This is a genomic window from Bacillus sp. CECT 9360 (genome assembly GCF_918741275.1).
Lineage (GTDB): Bacteria > Bacillota > Bacilli > Bacillales > DSM-1321 > Peribacillus.
The window spans coordinates 140,150-160,268 of the sequence record NZ_CAKKNA010000001.1; the positions used below are offsets into that span (position 1 = coordinate 140,150).

Here is a 20,119-nt window from a genome sequence, read left to right on the forward strand (position 1 = left end):
GAGAAGGATATTTAGTAAGAGTATCAGGTAACTTTCATAGTACTGGGGTTCCTGGTACTTTTTCCTTTTTCTTAAACATCATGTGGGACCTTCGAAGCTCATGCATGATCAGGTCTTCTTCAGCATTATCTTAACTTATAGTATCTAATATTATCTGGTATTCTGGCATTACAGATAATTTTTTAATAGAGCCGAATTACAAGGCGTTATGTATAATCCAGTTATGACTTGTTTGAAAAATTTATCCAGCGGAAAGGAACTTCAATGAGATTAGATACGATAATAACGTTTATTGTAGTTTTTTTGTTTGTATCTATTGGCAGTTCATGGATAAAAGATACAGCAATAGCGACTTATTACCAGCTATAATTGTTGGGATTATAGCTGGTGGATTATTTTATTTCATAGATAAAATTAAAATTTTGAAAGAAATTAAATTCTTCGTGTTTGGCTAACGGGCGCGAGTGTTGAAGAACATTTCATTTTAAACGACTTTCTTGTTATTTTTTTGAGAGAAATGAATTTTAAGATGAAGAAATATAGTAACCATAGCAGTATAAACCAGTAAAATGGTAGATGCTGCTATTTTTTGTGAATAAAAGGTGCCTACAGGCTCTCCAATTCGCATACAAGTTTGACTCTTAATTAAATAACTTTTTCTACACCGCAAAAAAAGGAGAAGCATTGCTAAAAAGCGTATAAAACATTAGATAATATAAAATCCAATAGGGCTAATTTCGCAGATGATATAATTGTCTCGAATTTCTTCGTAATTTTTCAATATATTAATTCCGCATCATATACATAGAGAAAAAGACTTCCAGATTAGTAGTTCCACAGTTAACGGGAAATGGGGATTATTTATGCTGAATACGCGCTTAAAGGCGATTCTCCGGGAACTGATGGCAGCAAAGTCTTACATAACCGGTGAGGATCTGGCAAAGATCATTGATGTGACTTCAAGGACGGTCAGAAACGATATGAAGGAGCTTGAAGAAGTCGTCTCCCGCCATGGGGGAACTATTAAATCGGTCAGGGGCACAGGCTATCAGCTACACATCGGGGACGATCAGCTTTTCCGGCAGTTCCTTCAGGAATTCGTTCAAAAAGGTTCTTCTCAAAACAGTGCGATTCCAGACCTACCGGAAGAACGGGTCCAATATTTGATCACAAGGCTCCTTCTTTCCGATAGGTATCTGAAGCTGGACGATTTAGCGGATGAGTTGTATATCAGCAAATCTACCACACAAAATGATCTGCGGGATGTTCGGAAGATTTTCGGTTTATATGGTATCACGATGGAGAAAAGGCCGAATTATGGCATAAAGTTAAAAGGCGATGAGGTCAAGCTTCGTTACTGCATGTCAGAGTATATCTTTAACCGGAACGAAACACATCCGGATATTCTTAATTTTGGTGTATCGGTTCTTTCAAAGGATGAAATGGATACGATCCGGGCTATCATTGTTGCCCAGATAAAAAGGCATGATATTTGTTTGTCTGATATCGGGTTAAACAATCTAGTCAACCACATTGCTATTTCGTTTAAAAGGATTCAGAACGGCAATTTTGTCACGCTTGGCTCCAAAGAACTGCAGGATTTAATGAAGGAAAAAGAGTATGGGGTTGCCAGTATCATCGTCAGCAAAATAGCGGAACAGTTAGGTGTGATATTTCCGGAGGAAGAAATCGCCTATATATCGATTCATCTTTTAGGGACAAGAATGAAGGCAAATCTTCAACAAACAGGCTCGGATGTTCTTGATATCGAACCAGACATGCATCAGCTGACGCTCAAAATATTGGAGTCGATTGAGAATAAGCTTCTCCTGGGGATTCAAAACGACCAGGATTTGATTGTGGCGCTGGGTTTCCATTTAAAGCCTGCGATCAACCGCTTTAAGTACAACATGAACCTGCGGAATCCGATGCTTTCTGAAATTAAATCCAATTACCCGATTGCTTTTGAGGCAGGAATCATTGCCGGTGTGGTAATTAAGCAGGAAGAAGACATCGAGATTAATGAGCATGAAATGGGTTATCTTGCCCTGCATATCGGCGCAGCCATAGAGCGTCGGAAAATGTCCAATATGCCTAAGAAATGCTTAATTGTCTGCGCCTCCGGAATGGGAAGTGCCAGTTTGTTATCTTATAAGCTTCAATCATACTTTGGGTCCCGAATCGAGATTGTCGGCACCACTGAATATTATAATCTTGTCGACCTACCTATGCAGTCCCTTGACTTTATCATCAGCACGATCCCGATTGCCCGGTCAATGCCTGTTCCAGTAATTGTAGTGAACACCTTTCTCGGCAATCATGATTTTCAAGAAATAAATCAGGTGCTCAACATCAATAAAGGACGGACGCTTGAATACACCAATGAGAATCTGGTATTTTTGCAGCGGAAGTTTGAAACAAGGGAAGAGGTGCTGCAATTTTTTGGAGACGCACTTCTCAGGCAGGGGTATGTGGGAGAGTCTTTCCTCGCTTCGGTATATGATCGGGAAGCATTATCGCCTACCTCGTTTGGCAATCTTGTCGCGATTCCCCATCCGGCAGTTCCGCAGACTGAAACGACATTCTGGGCCGTTTGCACGCTGCAAAAGCCAATCAAATGGGGAGACAAACGGGTTCAGTTGATATGGCAGACTTTTCACTGCTGGACTTCTATGGCGACACAGTAACTCCGGAATATTTTACGAATCTTGACAAACGGATTGAGGATGGCAAGACCGTGGAGATCATGTGCCACCCTGCTTATTTAGATACCCCGGTGTTAACGGGTTCATCATACACCCAGACTCGGTTAACTGAGCTTGATATCTTGACGACATTTCAATTGCCTGCAAACATGACTCTTTTGTAAATATTAGCATTGCAGCGGATCATGTTATCTATCTCTTTTGCAGAGATGTACCATGGCATGTATTTTGGTATGCAGCCTAAAAAAGTGACAGTAGCCTAACCGACTGGAAACACTGTCATGAGTCTGGACAACGCACGAATTCACCATGCAAAAATGCTTGAACCCTTCCTCAAAGAGTTGGGAGGCAGATTGAAAATGATCTTCCTGCCTCCTTACAGCCCTGAGCTCAAGGTGGGAGAGGGGCTTTGCAAATGGTTGAAATCCGAGATCATCAATAACGTTTTCTACCATACCGCAGCTGAAATTCGCAAGAACGTCCAGACTTTTATGAAGAATATAAATCATATGACAGTCATTGACTGGCTGTGTATAAGGATGGAATCAAGTGCAATTCAGGAAAATCTTCACTTCAACTTATATAGATTAAAGGCTGCCCTGAGGTAATGTCTATTATTACCCGAATAATCGAGGTTGAAAAAAGTCCTTTATGCGAGTGTTTTATTGTCCATATCCCGGAATCTGTTTTTATAATCGTTTCAGAAGTTACATTAAAAACGATTCCTTTTGTCAAAACCTCTCGTAGACTCGGGAGGTTTTTACTATGAAAAAATTCAATTTAACACCTGTAAGAAAATTTAAAAAGGAATTTAGATAACATTAGAAGAAATATTTAAAAGATAAAAAGCAAAAATTTAAAACCTGTTAGAAGATGTATCAAATAGTATTAGAATAATTAGAAAATTAAAAAAATGAGAAGAATTTAAAATGAGCATAACAAGATAATGAAACTGCTTCGACATTATTTTTATTAAGATTCAGATAGGAGGAGAATATTTGGCTGAGTTGCTTATTGTCGATAACGATCAACTGGCAAGAAAAGAGATATGTACGATAGTGAACGAAAGTAAATACAATTTTCTATCTGTTTATGAATCTAGTACTGTTCAAAGAGGATTGTTACTTCTTAAGCAAAGTCAGCCAAGCGCACTGATAATCGATTTATCATTGCCAGATATGGATGGTTTTCAGTTCGGCAGGACGGCCCTGCAATTATATCCAACTTTGCCCATTATCATTGTCACCCAGTTGAAGATGTTTGAATTAGTACAAAAAGCTATGAATGCCGGTTTTGCTTCCTTTTTATTGAAACCGCTTTCAAAAAATGAACTGTTGGAAACGTTCGACAGGGTGCTCGCTCCTGAAATCAGCTCCCAGGTTCATTATGGAATCAATAATGTGTCGGGGGAGTTTATTACAGACTTAAAAAACCCGATTGAAAGTGCCATCCAATATATTCAACTAAACTATGGGGAAGCTTTGACTTTGAAGAGTATATCAAACAAGGTTTATCTCAGTCCATCTTATTTCAGCCGTTTATTTAAGGAAGAGACAGGGATGACTTTTGTTGAATATGTAACGTTTGTGAGAGTTCAAAAAGCGAAAGGCATGCTTCGCTTATCGTCCTTGCCGATTGAAGTGATTGCGAATAATACAGGTTTTGCAAATTCAAGCTATTTTGCAACCGCATTCAAAAAATTAGTCGGAAAAACGCCTACAGAGTACCGGGAACAATTTCATTGGGACTCTGGAATAACCGTCACAATCTAACCGGGAGGTGAACGGATGTACGTAATTTTCAAGGAATTGCAAAGATGTCGAGATAATGGTTTAAAAGGCGTGCTTGGAACGATTATCTCTACGGAAGGATCAACCTATCAAAAAACCGGGGCCAAATGCTTTATTACTGAAGATGGAATCTTAACCGGACTGTTAAGCGGCGGATGTGTCGAAGGCGATTTAAAGGAATATGTCCAAGAGATTTTAGCTACTGGTCTTTCAAGGATCGTCCATTATGATTTTCAAGACGATGGTGATATCGTCTGGGGGCTAGGTTTGGGTTGTAACGGCAAGATGAATGTTTATTTGGAGCCATATCTTCCTGGTGATCGCAACAGAAACGCAGCAATCATCGATACCTTTTTTTCAGCAGCTCAGTCGAAACCCATCCACAGAATCACTATCGTAGCTACAAAAGATGAATCGTTACTGGGAACAACCTGGCTGGTCGAGCCTTCATCAAGAGAAACTCCCAATATTCCGTTTCAAGAAATCTTACAAGATTATAACAGAAAAAATGATTTACAAAAGAATGGCCTTTCCTCTATCGGGGGACAATCCGACCTTCTAGTCTTCTATGAATTTACTGAACCACCCCCTGAACTCATCATTTTTGGTGCCGGACCTGACGCCATTCCATTAGTACAAATCGCGAAAATGTTAAATTGGCATACTACCGTATTGGATTATCGAACTGCTTTTGTTACTCAGGAAAATTTTCCAAACGCTGACCAGTTAATTGTCTATCCCGCCGGAACGGTTCCGGATATAGCCATTCATCACAATTCATATGTGATTTTAATGACACACAACTTTATCCAAGACCAAATCATTCTCGAGAACGTTCTAAAAATGTCACCATCCTACTTAGGTGTACTGGGGCCAAGAAAAAGAACGGATCAATTAATAGGAACAAGTGAAGTTCTTTGTGCTAACCCAATGCTACATCATATCCATAGCCCAATCGGATTAGATCTCGGTTCGAAAACTCCTGAAGAAATCGCGTTGAGTATCGTGGCCGAGATCATGCTTGCTTATCGTGGTGGAACTGGCTCCAGATTAAGCGAGGGAGAAGGGAAACCAACTATAAGAATAGAGAAGGAGCGTGAGGTTGTATTGAAACCATGAACAACAAGGTCTGGGGAATTATTCTGGCTGCAGGCTTTTCAAGAAGAATGGGAACTGCCAAGTTATTGTTGCCCTTTAAAGGAAAATCGATATTGCACCATGTGATCGAACAGAGCTTACGCTCCAATTTATCAGGGATTACCGTAGTGGTTAATCCTGAAGTTCCAGACCTTTTCACGCAGGCTTCTGTACCGGGAATAGATAAATTGATCTTAAATGAAAAGGCCGCTCAAGGCATGTCTACTTCCATTAAGTCAGGGTTAGTTTCTGTGCCAGCAGATACATCGGCGGCGGTGTTTTTGCTCGGCGATATGCCGTTAATAACCCATCGGGAAATCAATAGAGTAATCCAGGATTACCTTACACAGGACGAATCACCGTTGATTGTTCAATCAAACTATAAAAATCAAAATGGGCATCCTGTTTTATTTGATCGACGCTTGTTTTCTGAATTGTACCAAGTATGCGGCGATGAAGGCGGCAGGTCGGTCATTAAAAAGTATAAACACCATATTTATCATTCAAGTATGGGAACAAATATGGCTTTTGATATAGATACAAAAAAGGATTACCAAAAATTACTTCGGGAGGAGGTCTGTTAGATGACTGATGTTATTGGCAGCTCGTTGACACGCGTTGAAGATGCTAGATTGCTGACCGGACAAGGGAAGTATATCGATGATATCGGCATCCCCCCAAATACAGCCCATGCGGCGATTGTCCGAAGCTCCTATCCACATGCCATCATAAAGTCAATCGATGTTACAGAGGCGTTATTAGTGCCGGGTGTAAAAGGTATTATTACAGGTAAAGAAGTAGCGGCTTATTTAAATCCTTTTAGTGTCGGGGTGAGTGCACCTGTCCATTATTATCCGATTGCTATAGATAAAGTAAGGTATGTCGGGGAGCCTGTCGCAGTCGTGATTGCAAAAAACAGGTATGTCGCTGAAGATGCCGCTGAACTCGTAAAGGTAAAATACGAAAGTCTGAAAGCAATCGTCGATATTGAAAAGTCCATGGTAGCAGATGCCCCATTGCTTCACGAAAATGTAGGGTCAAACATAGCAAACCATCGAACGTTTCATTATGGAGATGTGGACGAGGCGTTCAATGAGGCAGACCGCATCATTAAGCATAAGTTCCATTTTCCAAAGTATTCAGCTACGCCTGTCGAAACCTATGGAATCATTGCACAATACGAAAACAGCTCAGACCAATATACGATTCATGCTAACTTTCACGGGCCATTCATCATTCAAGCGGTCATGGCAGGAGCGTTAAAAATTCCGAGTAACAGACTTAGAATCATCGTTCCAAAAGATATCGGCGGAAGCTATGGAATCAAGGCGGGCACTTTTCCGTACATGGTGCTTCTCGCCGTCGCGAGTCGGATCGTTGGCTGCCCGGTGAAGTGGATCGAAGACAGGCAGGAACATCTGTCCGCAAGCTCCAGTGGAACGGATAGGGTAACCTATATCGAAGCTGCCGTGAAAGAAGATGGAAAGGTACTTGGCCTGAAAATGAAAATGATGGATAATGTCGGCGCCTATATCCGTGCACCAGAACCAGCTTGTCTCTACCGTACCCATGCTAATACCACGGGGGCATATGATGTCCCAAACCTGCAGATTGATGGGTATGTTGTGATGACAAACAAATTACCAACAGGGTTAATAAGGGGATACGGCGGCCAGGAACTTTATTTTCCCTTGGAACGGGTCATGCAAATGATTGCCTTCAAACTGGATTTAGATCCTGCAGAGGTCATCCAAAGGAATTTAATTAAATCCGATCAATTTCCTTACCAGACTGCATCCGGGGGAATCTATGACAGCGGGGATTACGAAAGGGCGTTTCAACTTGCGTTAGATACCGGACAGTACAAGGAGTTCAGGCAGAAGCAGTCTGAAGCCAGAAGAAAGGGGAAGGTTTTTGGTGTTGGACTCGCTTGTATCGTAGAACCTTCAGGATCGAATATGGGGTACATCACCATTGCCCTGACCCCTGAAGAAAGAGCCGCTTCCTTACCAAAATCCGGGTGTACAGAAGCAGCGACCGTTTCAATGGATCCAATGGGCTTTGTAAATGTCAGAATCAGTACTGCACCGACAGGCCAGGGCCATGAGACGGTTTCCGCTCAAATAGTGGCGGATGTGCTCCAGATCCCGGTAAATCAAATTAACGTGGTGGCGGAACTGGATACTGCAACGAGCCCATGGTCAATAGCTTCCGGAAGTTATTCCAGCCGGTTTGCATCTTTAGGTTCAAGTGCCGTGTATCTTGCCGCCCAGAAAGTAAAGAAAAAATTATTGCAGATCGGCGCCAACCATCTCCAGGTGCCTGAAGAAGATCTGATAATAGAGAACTCCACCATTCTATCCAAAAATGATTCCTCTGTAAGATGGTCAGTAAAGCGGGCAGCGGGATCGGCGCATTGGAACCCATTGTCACTTCCGGAAGGCATGGAGCCTGGAATCTATGAAACTTATTTTTATACAGCTAAAATCGCTGAACCACCGGATGAAAATGATTTAATCAATTCCTCGATCACATATGGATTTGTAGCGGATCTGGTTACAGTTGAAATCGATCCGGAGACCGGTGAAGTTAACATTCTCGACTATATTACGATACATGATGCCGGTAAACTGTTAAATCCGTTGATCGTCGATGGGCAGATATACGGGGGGCTGGTCCATGGACTGGGCGGGGCGTTATATGAGGAACTTGCCTATGATGATAAAGGCCAATTCCTGACAGGTTCCTTCATGGATTATCTCTGTCCGACTGCACCGGAAGTACCAAATATAACGATTAAGCATATTGAAACTCCATCACCGGTCACTCCGCTTGGAGCGAAAGGGCTCGGAGAAGGAAATACAATGAGTGCCCCGGTAGCGATTGCGAATGCGGTAAGCGACGCATTGAAACCATTTGGGGTCGCAATTGATTCTCTACCTTTAAGTCCAAATAAAATTTGGAAATTATTTTCTGAACAAAAGGTTACCAACAAGTAAAAGAGGTGGCAGGAAATGAATGGACAAGGAACTTTAAAATTGGAAGCGGGCATCGATCAGTCATGGGAAGTGCTATTGGATCCTAATGTCTTGGAAAAATGCATCATGGGCTGCGAAAAACTGGAACAGGAAGCTGAAAATAAATACAATGCCGAACTTTCGGTCGGGATTGCAGCGGTGAAAGGAAAATATGAATCTACCATCGAGATTGCTGATATAGAAAGGCCGACACATTACAAGATTATTGTCAAAGGTGAAGGCGGTCCGGGCAATGTCGAAGCTACTGGAATCATCGATCTAAGCCCAATTGATGAGAACACCACTGAACTCGCCTATAAATATGAGGCGGAAGTGGGAGGAAAGGTGGCGATGATTGGCCAACGGATGTTGGGTGGAGTGGCCAAATTGATCATCCAGGATTTTTTCAAAAAGCTTGCCAAAGAACTAAAGAGAATTGAGTCGAATGCGTAGGTATGAAGGGAGGTTAAAAGCTTGAAACCGGCAAAGTTTGACTATTATTGTCCCAAATCAGTGGAAACTACTCTCACATTGCTTGATGAATCCGGGTATGATGGAAAAATCATCGCTGGAGGGCAAAGCCTGGTCCCAATCATGAATATGAGGTTATCTGCCCCCGAATGTCTGATTGATATCAATCATTTAACTGACCTCGATTTTATCGAATTTGATGATGATAGAGTCAAGATAGGTACATTAACGCGGCAAAGTAGGGTGGAATCCTCTTCAATGATAAAGGAAAAAAGCGGCTTGTTGAGTGAGGCAGTTCCGTTTATTGGCCATGTTCAAACAAGGAATAGAGGCACCTTTGGTGGCAGCCTGGTCCATGCCGATCCGAGTGCAGAAATTCCGCTTTCCCTAATGGCTTCTGGAGGTTCCGTGTTTATCGCTTCCAGCGAGGGGACAAGGGAAGTGGAAGTAGAGGATTTTTTCGTTACCTACTTAACGACAGATCTTTCGCCCACTGAACTTTTAACGGAGGTCCACATACCGATTTGGGAAGGCAGGATCGGTTATTCCTTTCATGAAATATCGCGCAGGCATGGTGATTTTGCTTTGGTAGCTTCAGCTTGCCAGTTGACCTTGGATGACCAGGATAGAATATCAAAAGTCAGGCTTGCCCTTGGCGGGGTCGAAGCTGTACCGCTATTAGTGGAAGACATCAATCAAATTATGATAGGGGAGAAGCTCTCTGAATCGTTGTTGGGCAAGGTTGCGGACATTGTTGCAACATCGGTCGATCCTGAGTCGGATCTGCATGCTTCAGCGGATTACCGGAGACATCTGGCGACAGTGCTCGCCAAACGAACCCTGCAATCAGCATACACGAGGGCTAGGAGGTGAACAGATTGGGACTACATCAAGTAAGGCTTACGATCAATGGAAAAACGGTCGTGGAAGAAGTTGAACCAAGAATGCTATTAAGTGATTTCATTCGTGAAAATTGTGGACTTACAGGAACACATGTAGGGTGTGAACATGGCGTATGCGGTTCATGTACTGTCATCGTGAATGGGTCAGCCGTCCGAAGCTGTTTAATGTTTGCCGTACAGGCAAAAGGTCTCGAGATTCAAACGGTAGAAGGACTTAGCCAAAATGGAGAGCTGAACAGTTTGCAACAAAATTTCAAAGAATGCCATGGACTTCAATGTGGTTTTTGTACGCCGGGCATCTTAATGTCAACCAGCGACTACTTATCGAAAAATCCGAAGCCTTCCACCAAAGAAATTAAAGAAATGCTTTCTGGACATCTTTGCAGGTGCACGGGTTATGACGGAATTCTGAAGGCTATTCAAAAAACAGTTGAAGAAAACAAAGAGACAGTCTCGTAGAAGGGAGTTGAACCTATGGATCTATCAATCATGTTTGAATTTGCGGTGGAACGATTTCCAAGCCGGTTGGCTCTGGTAGAAGGCGAAAAAAGATACACATATAACCACTTAAATAAGGAAATTACCAAGGTGGCCGCATCCCTACAACGAATGGGAATCAAACAGCATGACCGTGTTGTCATTGTCTTGAAAAATAGACTTGAAAACATCGTAATCTACTGGGCGATTCAAAAGCTTGGCGCTGTGTACACCCCAATAAATCATAGGCTGTCCGCTAAAGAAGTCGAGTATTGTGTAAATGATGCAGAATCAAAAGCAGTCGTCTATGAAGGATCGAGCCAGGATGCAGTGCTTAAAGCAACCTTTGAAGGAAATCCGATCCTAATCGGGCTTGGCGATGTCGAAGGTGCGGATATTTATTACGAAGAACTTGTTGATAGAAGTCCAGAAAGCTTTAATAAACCTGTGATCCATGAAGATGATATTGCATTGATGCTGTACACATCTGGAACAACAGGCCTCCCAAAAGGAGTGCCAAGGAGCCATAAAAATGAGTACTCAGCAGCTATTGCCCATATCATCCAAAATCAATATACAGACGGGGAAAGTACATTGGGTACCATGCCTTTATACCATACGATGGGGATGCGTTCCTTGCTATCCATTGCTTTCCTGAACGGAAAGTATGTGGTTCTTCCGGATTTTGATGCAAAGGATGCTCTTGAATTATTAAGCAGCGAAGAAATCACATCCCTCTATTTAGTTCCCACACTTTACCACGATATTTTAAGCTATGAGACTTTTGGTAGCTACCGTTTAGATAAACTGGAAAAAATCGGGTATGCAGGAGCATCGATGACAACAGCTCTTACGGAAAAGTGTGTGGATTTATTAAAGCCTAAAGTCTTTGTGAATCATTATGGAAGCACTGAAATATACACCTTTACAATATGTCCCAATGTCCAGCAAAAACCAGGGTGTGCCGGTAAACCTGGTCTCCATCAAAATGTCCGCCTTGTTAAGGCCGATGCCGAAGGAAATTCACTGCCACACGACTTAATCGGAAAAGGAGAAGTTGGCGAAATCATCATTAATCTTAATTCGAATGAGGCATTTAAGGGCTATTGGAATAAACCGGCGGCAACCCAAAAGGCAATACGGGAAGGCTGGTACTTTACAGGTGATCTAGGGATTATCGATGATGATAGTGATTTATTTGTGGTCGGAAGGGTTGATGACATGATCATCTCAGGAGGAGAGAATATCCATCCGCTTGAGGTGGAAGATGTTATTTCCAAACATCCAAAGGTTTCAGAGGTTGCCGTAGTTGGTGAAGATGATGATCGATGGGGGCAAATCGTATCTGCATTTATCGTCCCGTTGAACTCAACCATCACTGTGCAGGAACTTGATGAATTTTGTAAAAGCGATCCAAAGCTATCCAATTTTAAACGGCCGCGTAATTATGTGTTCTTAAAACAGATTCCGAAAAGCCCGGTAGGCAAAATTCTTCGTCGTAAGATAAGGGATGGAGAAGTCGAGTTATATTTTGATGACAATAAAGTAGTAGGGTAAACGAAAGGGGAAATTTAAATGGAAACGACAACAAAATATGATCATATTAGAGTTGAAAAAAACAATGAAAAGCAAATCGCTACTATTATTTTTGACCGTCCGGAAAAAATGAACTATATCAGTATGACTGCGCGCGGACAATTCTCAGAGATTTTCGATCAGTTAAATAAGGATGAAAATGTAAGGGTTATCATAATCAAAGGGGAAGGGGATAAAGCTTTCAGCGCAGGTGGAAGTATCCCGCAATTCATGGAAACTCATCCGGAGGAGCTTTCACGCTTAAGAATCAATGTTGCCGCACCGGAACGTTCACCTAAACCTGTGATTGCACAGCTTCAGGGTTTTACCTTTGGAGTTGGTTTTGAGATCGCCATGGCCTGTGATTTCCGAATCGCTGCGGACGATACACTTCTGGGCCTCCCGGAAATGAATCTGGGAATGATACCTGGAAGCGGCGGTACCCAACGTGTAGTGAAAGCAGTCGGTCTGACAAGGGCTAAAGATATGATCATGAGGGCAAGAAGAATTCCCGCAGAGGAAGGATATCAATGGGGACTGCTGACAAAAGTCGTTGCCAAGGATGAATTGGAAACAGAAGTTCTCCAATTAGCCGAAGAATTGACAAGATTTTCACCGCTAGCCCAACGTGTATGTAAAGAGGTATTAAACGCAGCGGAAGAAGGCCCCCTCAGCACTGGTTTGGAAATCGAGGGCCGGGCTTATGGAATGCTGAGATGCACCGATGATTTTAAAGAGGGTGTAGATGCCTTTGTAGAAAAGCGGAAACCTAATTTTACAGGGAAATAAAAAACTTAATTCATGTGATCCTCACAGAAAGACTGTGGGGATTATCTCCTCAAATTAACGCTAATGTCGCATTTTTAAAAAACAGAAAATTATGAAAATAATAGATTAATTTTAGTTTAAGTCAGGTTAGATATAAAAAAATAATTAATAGGGGGGCATATTTTATGTCAAATTCAACACAAAAGGTTGTTTCAAACCCGCCTGAAAAGCAGGGCAATAATCGTCAATTAGTCTCGGCGACTATGGCATCACTTTTAGGATGGTCTTTCGATCTTTATGATCTGTTTATTCTTCTGTATGTGACACCTACAATTGGAGCATTATTTTTTCCAAGCAGCAACCCGACCCTATCCCTGGCTGCCGTTTACGCTTCATTTGCTGTAACATTGCTTATGCGTCCGCTCGGATCAGCCATCTTTGGATCCTATGCCGATAAAAACGGCAGAAAGAAAGCGATGACGGTTGCTATAGTTGGAGTTGGATTGAGTACAGCTGTCTTTGGGCTTTTGCCGACGGTACCGCAAATAGGTATATTTGCCACAGTAATCTTCTTGCTGCTGCGCCTAGTACAAGGGATATTTGTTGGTGGTGTTGTGGCCTCCACACATACGATCGGAACTGAATCTGCGCCACCTAAATTAAGAGGGTTAATGTCCGGCCTTATTGGCGGAGGTGGAGCAGGTCTAGGAGCTCTATTTGCTTCAATCGCATTCACAATTGTATCCGCTTTATTTCCAGGTGAAGCATTCAGTGAATGGGGATGGAGAGTCATGTTTTTCACGGGTCTTATCGGATCCGTCGCTGGTCTCTTTGTTTTCCGGACCCTTGATGAGTCACCATTATGGAAAGAGCTTCAAAAAGAGAAAAAAGAAAAGAAGCAGCCCCAAACGATTGAGCAAAAGCCGGTTAAGACCGTATTTACCACCTATTTACGAGTATTGCTGGTCAATCTCATGATCGTTATTGGCGGTGGTTCCGGTTATTATCTCACTGCAGGCTTTATCCCTACCTTCTTGGATATCATTAACGGCGTATCACCGGCGACTAAATCAGGAATTCTCATCGCTTCAAGTTTCGTAACGATTATTTCGGCACTCATTGTGGGCCATTTAAGTGAAATAATCGGAAGAAAAAAGACTTTCCTTGGTGTCGGCTTGATAAATATCATCGGCCTTCCATTCTTCTACCTTTCATTAGCTGATGCAACAACCACTTCTTCGATTTATTTCTATACCATCTGCGTAGTGTTTCTCGGGAATGCTGCCTATGCTCCTGTATTGATATTTCTAAATGAACGTTTTCCAACTTCAATCCGCTCTACCGGCACCGGGCTTTCCTGGAACATGGGATTTGCCGTGGGAGGCATGATGCCAACGTTTGTGACATTAGCTAGCGGCTCAGTGCAAAACATTCCACATACTCTGATGTTTTTCTTCATCGGTATTTATCTGGTTTACATTCTTGGAAGCCTGATTATACCGGAGACCAGAGGAAATTTGAAATAGAAATTCTATCTTAGGAAGGGGGAAAACTCTTTCCCCTTCCTCTACTAGTTTGGGAGGAAAAAAATGACAACAGCAGTAGATAAGAAAACACCGGTCTATTACAACTATATTGGTGGAGAATGGACTGAATCTGCGTCAAAAGAAATGATTGAATCGTACAATCCTGCAACGGGTGAATTGGTTAGCTATTCTCAAAAGTCCAATTTGGACGATGTGAAGGCAACTATCGATTCAGTGGAGCAAACGTATCTGCAGAGTGATTGGTCAGTAAATCCAAAGCGCCGTTATGAAGCACTGCTTGGTTTAGCGCAGAAAATGACAGGTAAAATGGAAGATTTGTCTCGGATCTTGACATTGGAACAAGGTAAAACCATTCGCGAATCAAGGATAGAGATTTCCGGCTGTATCGATACGCTTAAATATTTTGCTGGTGCCGCCCGCACAATTCTTGGACGTTCCATTCAACTGGAACCAAATAATCTTGGAGTAATCGTAAAGGAACCGATTGGTGTTGTGGGCATCATTTCGCCTTGGAACTGGCCGGCTCTTCTGATGGTACGTGAACTGGCTCCTGCTCTTGCCGCCGGCAATGGCGTCATCGTAAAGCCTGCCAGTTTGACCCCATCCATTTCTGTGGAGATCTTTAAATTGATAGACGAGGTACCTGAGTTTCCCAAAGGGATTGTCAGCATCATTACCGGACCTGGAAGCTCAATCGGAGCCTATATGGCAACAAGCAACAAGATTGATATGATCAGCTTCACTGGTGATACTTCAACTGGAAAAGCAATTATGGAAATGGGTGCAAGCAATATTAAAAAGCTGGCGTTGGAGCTGGGAGGAAAATCACCAAATGTTGTGTTTGCTGATGCGAACCTGGATAAAGCGATTCCTATCATTGGGAAGTCGATTTTCATCTCGGCAGGACAAATCTGTATGGCAGGATCAAGATTACTAATACATGATTCGATAAAAGATGAAGTCGTAGCCCGATTAAAGAATTATGCAGAAGGGCTGCGGGTCGAAAACGGGTTATCTGAAAATGCGGATATGGGTCCGCTCGTGTCGCAGAGCCAGCTTGATATCGTCCAGAAGTATTGTGAAATCGGCAAACAAGAAGGCAAGATCATTACCGGCGGTTATCCATTGACTGGTGGCGATTATGATAAAGGATATTATTTCAGCCCGACTATTATCGATGAACTTCCAGCCAAATGCCGGGTTGTCCAAGAAGAGATTTTTGGCCCTGTTCTTGCTGTGCAATCCTTCTCCAACGATGAAGAAGCACTTGAAATAGCGAATGACAGCGACTTCGGTTTGTCCGCCGGCGTATGGACTACGGACCTAAACCGGGCCGTGAAGATGTCAAAGGGTATCAAAGCGGGAACCGTCTGGATTAATTCGTACAACAAGAATTTCCCGGAAGCGGAATTTGGGGGCTACAAGCAAAGTGGTTTAGGACGCACCAGAGGAATAGACGGATTGATGGAGTACTGCGAAACAAAACACATTCATATTGAAACTGATTAAGAAGGGAGGCTATTGAATGAGTAAGGTCGGTATGTTTAAAGGAATTGATTTTGAATTTTCGTTTCATCTCCCTACCTTGATTGAATTTGGGTTCGGCAAAGCTGCGCTTCTTGGAGAGAAGCTTGAACAATTGGGCGTGAAGAATGTTTTTTTCGTTAGCGATAAAGGAGTGGAAGCTGCCGGGCTGCTTCAGAATTTGGAAAAATCCTTGCAGACCTCAAATATACAATATGAAACATATTTGGAGGTTGAACCTGATCCCGGGCTTGAGACTATAAATAAAGGTGCTGAAGCATTCACATCTCTTTCCTTTGATTGTATTGTGGCTGTCGGGGGAGGTAGTGCCATTGATACGGCAAAAGGAATCAGGGTGATAGCGAGCAATGGCGGAAGCATAGAAGACTATGCAGGTGTTAATAAAATAGGCATCGCTCCAACTATTCCTTTGGTTGCCATACCTACCACTTCCGGGACCGGCAGTGAAGTAACCATTTTTGGTGTGTACTCTGATTGGGTGAAAAATGTCAAGGTGACAGTTACCAGTCAGTATATGGCGCCAACCATTGCTCTTGTCGACCCGCAGCTAACGATGAATTTACCGAAAACAATGACAGCCGCCTCAGGTATAGATGCCCTGGCTCACGGGATTGAATCTTATTTCTCACTGAGATCCAGCCCTTCATCTGCAGCTCTGGCTTTGGAAGCAATTGATATAGTCGGTTCCCACCTTCGCCAATCGGTAAGCAATGGAGAAGATGAACAGGCAAGGAATGGAATGTCCCATGGAAGTCTGCTTGCTGGAATGGCTTTTAACAATAGTTTTCTTGGCCTAACCCATGCAATTGGAAGTGCTCTTTCAGGACATTGCCACATTCCACATGGGGTAGCCATAGGATTATTGCTGCCGAAAGTAGTGGAATTTAATTCATTTGCCCGTCCTGATAAAGCTGCCAAAATAGCAGAGCTTTTAGGCGAAAAGGCAGATAATGAAGATCAGCTGGCGAAGCTGGCAACACATGCTGTCGCAAATTTTGTAAAAGAAATTGGACTTCCAACTCGACTAAGGGACGTGAATGTGCTAGAAGCAAAGCTAACTGACGTTGCAAGGGATTCTTTTAAAAGCGGGATGATGAAGTTTAATCCGCGCCAGCCGAATGAATCAGAAGTGCTAGAGCTATTAAAAAGTATATATTAATTTCTAAATTTGGAGGGATTGAATATGACTGAAGAATTAATTCCCGGTCTCGATAAAAGTACGAGCGAAGTTGCATGGAATCTATATCGAAAGGCAATCCGATTTGGGACATGGGACCCTGAGGCTATTGATCTAAGCCAGGATAAAAAGGATTTCGAATCCCTTGATCAGGACTTGCGAGATTATCTCATCCATTTTTGTACAGGGTTTCTCGACGCTGAAGAAAATGTTGCATTAAAGTTCTGTCCCTGGATTATGCTAGGATCCACTACGGAAGAGCAGGCATTTCTAAGCACACAATTATTGGAGGAATTTAAACATACGCAGTTTTTTATGCGCTATTTCAGTGAAGTTCTGGGGCGCGAACGTATCTCAGGAGTAAAAAATCTCGTCCAGCAGAAGCTGGACGACCGTGCAAGGCAAATGCTTGACGCCCTGGAAGCAGGTCCCGAAGAGCGTGAAGCAGCCCTTGTTGAAGGATTGACCCATTATCAAGGCATCATCGAAGGGGTTCAGGCGATGTCTGGATATGATGTATATGAAGCTGTATACGGAAGCAAAGGATTGTTCCCGGGGCTTAAAGAAGGGTTTGCAAGAATTAAAGAAGATGAAGGCCGGCATGTTGGGTTCGGCCTGCGCATGCTCAAGCTTTTAGCACGAAATCCAAAGCATGCAGAGCGAATCCGGGCCATTTATGATGAATATCTTCCGTATATTCTTATCCGTTATGACCAGCAAGTAATCGTCGAAGGACGTGAAGTGCCAACACCGCCTGAAGTACAAGGCCGCGAGCGGTTGACGAAATTATTTGACAGACGGTTGAAAGATATATTCGGCAACTTGGTGAACAATTAGGAGGTCCCTTTATGAGAGCAAAGTCGCTTCGCACCTGGCTAGAGTACCTGCAAAGCACCGACAGGGTAGCAGTCATAGATAGAGAAGTCAGCCTGCAGTTCGAAGTCGCAGCACTTACGAAAAAGCTGGATGGCAAAAAAGCAACCTATTTCACTAATGTAGAAGACTTTGAGATTCCGATCGTTTCTGGCATTTGTGCAACACGGGAACAATTTGCGGAAGCACTGGAAACCGACCAGTATCAATTATTATCAAAATTTACTGAAGCGGTCACTTCTCCGGTTGAATGCCGACATGTAAAAAAAGTGGATGCTCCGGTTAAAGAAAACATCATTTTGGATAATATTGATTTAGATGCATTTCCGATACCGGTCCACCATGAGAAGGATTCAGGCAAGTATATTACAGCCGGGCTCTTTATCGTACGTGATCCGGTTACGAGAAAACAAAATGTTTCGATACACCGCCTGCAGATCTCGGGGAAGGACAGACTGGGTGTACTTCTCTTGCCCCGACATACTTATCATTTATTTAAACAGGCTGAAGATGCAGGAAGGCCGCTTGAATGTGCCATTGCCATTGGCGTGGATCCTGTCACTCTTCTTGCTTCCCAAGCCAGTACTCCTTTCGGTGTTGATGAACTTGAAATTGCAAGTGCGCTGTTAAGGGAACCACTTGAAGTGGTCCGATGTGAAACGGTGGACATTGATGTGCCGGCTTATGCCGAGATTGTGCTAGAGGGCAAAATTCTGCCTAAAGTACGGGAACCGGAAGGACCATTTGGTGAATTTCCAAAATATTATGGTCCGAAAGGTGATAAGGAAGTTGTCCAACTAACCGGGATTACGCACCGCAACAATCCCATTTTTTATACGATTGTACCCGCTGGTTACGAACATTTACTATTAGGGGGTATACCAAGAGAAGCTAGCCTGATTCAAAGTATACGGCAAACTGTTCCTTCAGTGAAGGCGGTACATATGAGCCCTGGAGGAACATGCCGGTATCATGCAGTCATTTCCATCAAAAAGCGAAATGAAGGCGAGGGAAAAAATGCAATTATTGCAGCTTTTGCCAATAGCTTTGACATTAAGCACGTAGTCGTAGTCGATGAAGAGGTCGACGTATTTAATATGGAAGAAGTCGAGTGGGCCATTGCCACACGTTTTCAAGCAGAAAAAGATTTAGTGGTAATAAAAGGTACACAAGGGTCAAAATTGGATCCGTCTACTGACGAGGGCTTTGGATCCAAAATGGGGTTTGATTGCACGATTCCTTTAGGAAGCGAACCTATGAGATATAAACGAATTCATATTCCGGGTTATGAAGCAATGGACATTAATGACTATATCAACGAAAATTCGTCGGGATTACGTGCACAACATCTTGAAAAGAAATTATAGGATTGCATGTTATTTCATTAATGATTGGGGGATATGAATGAAAGTCGTTGTAGGTATATCTGGAGCGAGCGGAGCTATTTATGGGATTCGTATACTGGAAGCATTAAAGGCAGTAAAAGTAGAAAGTCATCTCATCCTTAGCGAAACAGCAAGAACCACCATTGAATACGAGACAGAATACAAGGTAGAGGATGTAAAACAGTTAGCCACTAAAGTTTACGATAATAAGAATCTCGGTGCCGCTATATCCAGCGGATCATTCAAGGTTGATGGAATGGTTATTGCACCTTGCTCGATTAAAACTCTTTCCGGAATCGCAAACAGTTTAATGTTGACCTCATGACCAGGGCAGCCGATGTCAGTTTAAAAGAAAGAAGAAAATTAGTATTAATGGTCCGGGAGACCCCGCTTCACCTTGGTCATCTAAACCATATGACGACGGTCACGCAAATAGGCGGGATTATTCTCCCACCTGTACCATCTTTTTATCACCTTCCAAAAACAGTTGATGACATCATAGACCAAAGTGTACAAAAAGCTTTGGATCAATTTGGCATAGAGGCAAATCTTTTTAATAGATGGGTAGGAATTTAGTATTAAGTTTGAGTTATTAACCGTGATATGGACCTGTTTTAGCAGAAGGGCCGATAGCAATGGGCTGATTCGTAATAGGATAAGAAGAATTCCGATTAAGATACGAGTGGGAGTGTACCAATAAATAAGGAAAACCCTTTTTATTATTACAGGAATTTATGAAGAAGTGGACCG

At 42.7% G+C, this 20,119-nt stretch carries 16 protein-coding genes and 2 pseudogenes; all 18 read left to right on the forward strand.

Features of this window, described 5'->3' with window-relative positions; genetic code table 11:
- Positions 1 to 863 precede the first annotated feature (863 nt).
- Entirely contained in the window at positions 864 to 2,687 is a 1,824-nt protein-coding gene (locus LQ216_RS00625; RefSeq protein WP_230126198.1) for a BglG family transcription antiterminator, read from the forward strand.
- A complete protein-coding gene (locus LQ216_RS00630) occupies positions 2,645 to 2,869 on the forward strand; it encodes a hypothetical protein (protein ID WP_230126199.1) in 225 nt (74 codons plus the stop codon). Before LQ216_RS00625 ends, LQ216_RS00630 begins: the two co-directional genes overlap by 43 nt.
- Positions 2,870 to 2,968: 99 nt before the next feature.
- Positions 2,969 to 3,247: pseudogene (locus LQ216_RS00635) on the forward strand (transposase); the annotation flags it as partial.
- A gap of 456 nt (positions 3,248 to 3,703) precedes the next feature.
- Positions 3,704 to 4,477, forward strand: a complete 774-nt coding sequence (locus LQ216_RS00640) for a helix-turn-helix domain-containing protein (protein ID WP_230126200.1) — start codon at positions 3,704 to 3,706, stop codon at positions 4,475 to 4,477.
- 15 nt (positions 4,478 to 4,492) lie between these two features.
- Entirely contained in the window at positions 4,493 to 5,614 is a 1,122-nt protein-coding gene (locus tag LQ216_RS00645) for an XdhC/CoxI family protein (RefSeq protein ID WP_230126201.1), read from the forward strand.
- On the forward strand, positions 5,611 to 6,216 hold the full coding sequence (locus tag LQ216_RS00650; RefSeq protein WP_230126202.1) for a nucleotidyltransferase family protein: 606 nt from the start codon (positions 5,611 to 5,613) through the stop codon (positions 6,214 to 6,216). Before LQ216_RS00645 ends, LQ216_RS00650 begins: the two co-directional genes overlap by 4 nt.
- Entirely contained in the window at positions 6,217 to 8,631 is a 2,415-nt protein-coding gene (locus tag LQ216_RS00655) for a xanthine dehydrogenase family protein molybdopterin-binding subunit (protein ID WP_230126203.1), read from the forward strand. It abuts the gene before it with no gap.
- 15 nt (positions 8,632 to 8,646) lie between these two features.
- On the forward strand, positions 8,647 to 9,102 hold the full coding sequence (locus LQ216_RS00660) for a carbon monoxide dehydrogenase subunit G (RefSeq protein ID WP_230126204.1): 456 nt from the start codon (positions 8,647 to 8,649) through the stop codon (positions 9,100 to 9,102).
- A 21-nt stretch (positions 9,103 to 9,123) separates the two neighbouring features.
- Positions 9,124 to 9,993, forward strand: coding sequence for a xanthine dehydrogenase family protein subunit M (locus LQ216_RS00665; protein ID WP_230126205.1), 870 nt, complete (start codon positions 9,124 to 9,126; stop codon positions 9,991 to 9,993).
- Positions 9,994 to 9,998: 5 nt separating this feature from the next.
- Positions 9,999 to 10,481: a (2Fe-2S)-binding protein gene (locus tag LQ216_RS00670; protein WP_230126206.1), complete on the forward strand. Its 483-nt coding sequence runs from the start codon at positions 9,999 to 10,001 to the stop codon at positions 10,479 to 10,481.
- Positions 10,482 to 10,496: 15 nt separating this feature from the next.
- Entirely contained in the window at positions 10,497 to 12,056 is a 1,560-nt protein-coding gene (locus LQ216_RS00675; protein ID WP_230126207.1) for an AMP-binding protein, read from the forward strand.
- A gap of 18 nt (positions 12,057 to 12,074) precedes the next feature.
- Positions 12,075 to 12,863 (forward strand): enoyl-CoA hydratase-related protein, encoded by a 789-nt coding sequence (locus LQ216_RS00680; RefSeq protein ID WP_230126208.1) that lies wholly within the window; start codon positions 12,075 to 12,077, stop codon positions 12,861 to 12,863.
- A 164-nt stretch (positions 12,864 to 13,027) separates the two neighbouring features.
- Positions 13,028 to 14,368 carry an MFS transporter gene (locus tag LQ216_RS00685; RefSeq protein ID WP_230126209.1) on the forward strand — a complete coding sequence of 447 codons (1,341 nt, stop codon included), beginning with the start codon at positions 13,028 to 13,030 and terminating at the stop codon, positions 14,366 to 14,368.
- A 63-nt stretch (positions 14,369 to 14,431) separates the two neighbouring features.
- Positions 14,432 to 15,898 (forward strand): aldehyde dehydrogenase family protein, encoded by a 1,467-nt coding sequence (locus LQ216_RS00690; protein WP_230126210.1) that lies wholly within the window; start codon positions 14,432 to 14,434, stop codon positions 15,896 to 15,898.
- A 16-nt stretch (positions 15,899 to 15,914) separates the two neighbouring features.
- The gene (locus tag LQ216_RS00695) at positions 15,915 to 17,093 is read left to right on the forward strand and encodes an iron-containing alcohol dehydrogenase (protein WP_230126211.1); all 1,179 of its coding nucleotides are present in this window, start codon (positions 15,915 to 15,917) and stop codon (positions 17,091 to 17,093) included.
- 24 nt (positions 17,094 to 17,117) lie between these two features.
- Positions 17,118 to 17,948, forward strand: a complete 831-nt coding sequence (locus LQ216_RS00700) for a R2-like ligand-binding oxidase (RefSeq protein ID WP_230126212.1) — start codon at positions 17,118 to 17,120, stop codon at positions 17,946 to 17,948.
- A gap of 11 nt (positions 17,949 to 17,959) precedes the next feature.
- Positions 17,960 to 19,351: a UbiD family decarboxylase gene (locus tag LQ216_RS00705; protein WP_230126213.1), complete on the forward strand. Its 1,392-nt coding sequence runs from the start codon at positions 17,960 to 17,962 to the stop codon at positions 19,349 to 19,351.
- A 37-nt stretch (positions 19,352 to 19,388) separates the two neighbouring features.
- A pseudogene (locus tag LQ216_RS00710) lies at positions 19,389 to 19,945 on the forward strand (UbiX family flavin prenyltransferase).
- Positions 19,946 to 20,119 lie beyond the last annotated feature (174 nt).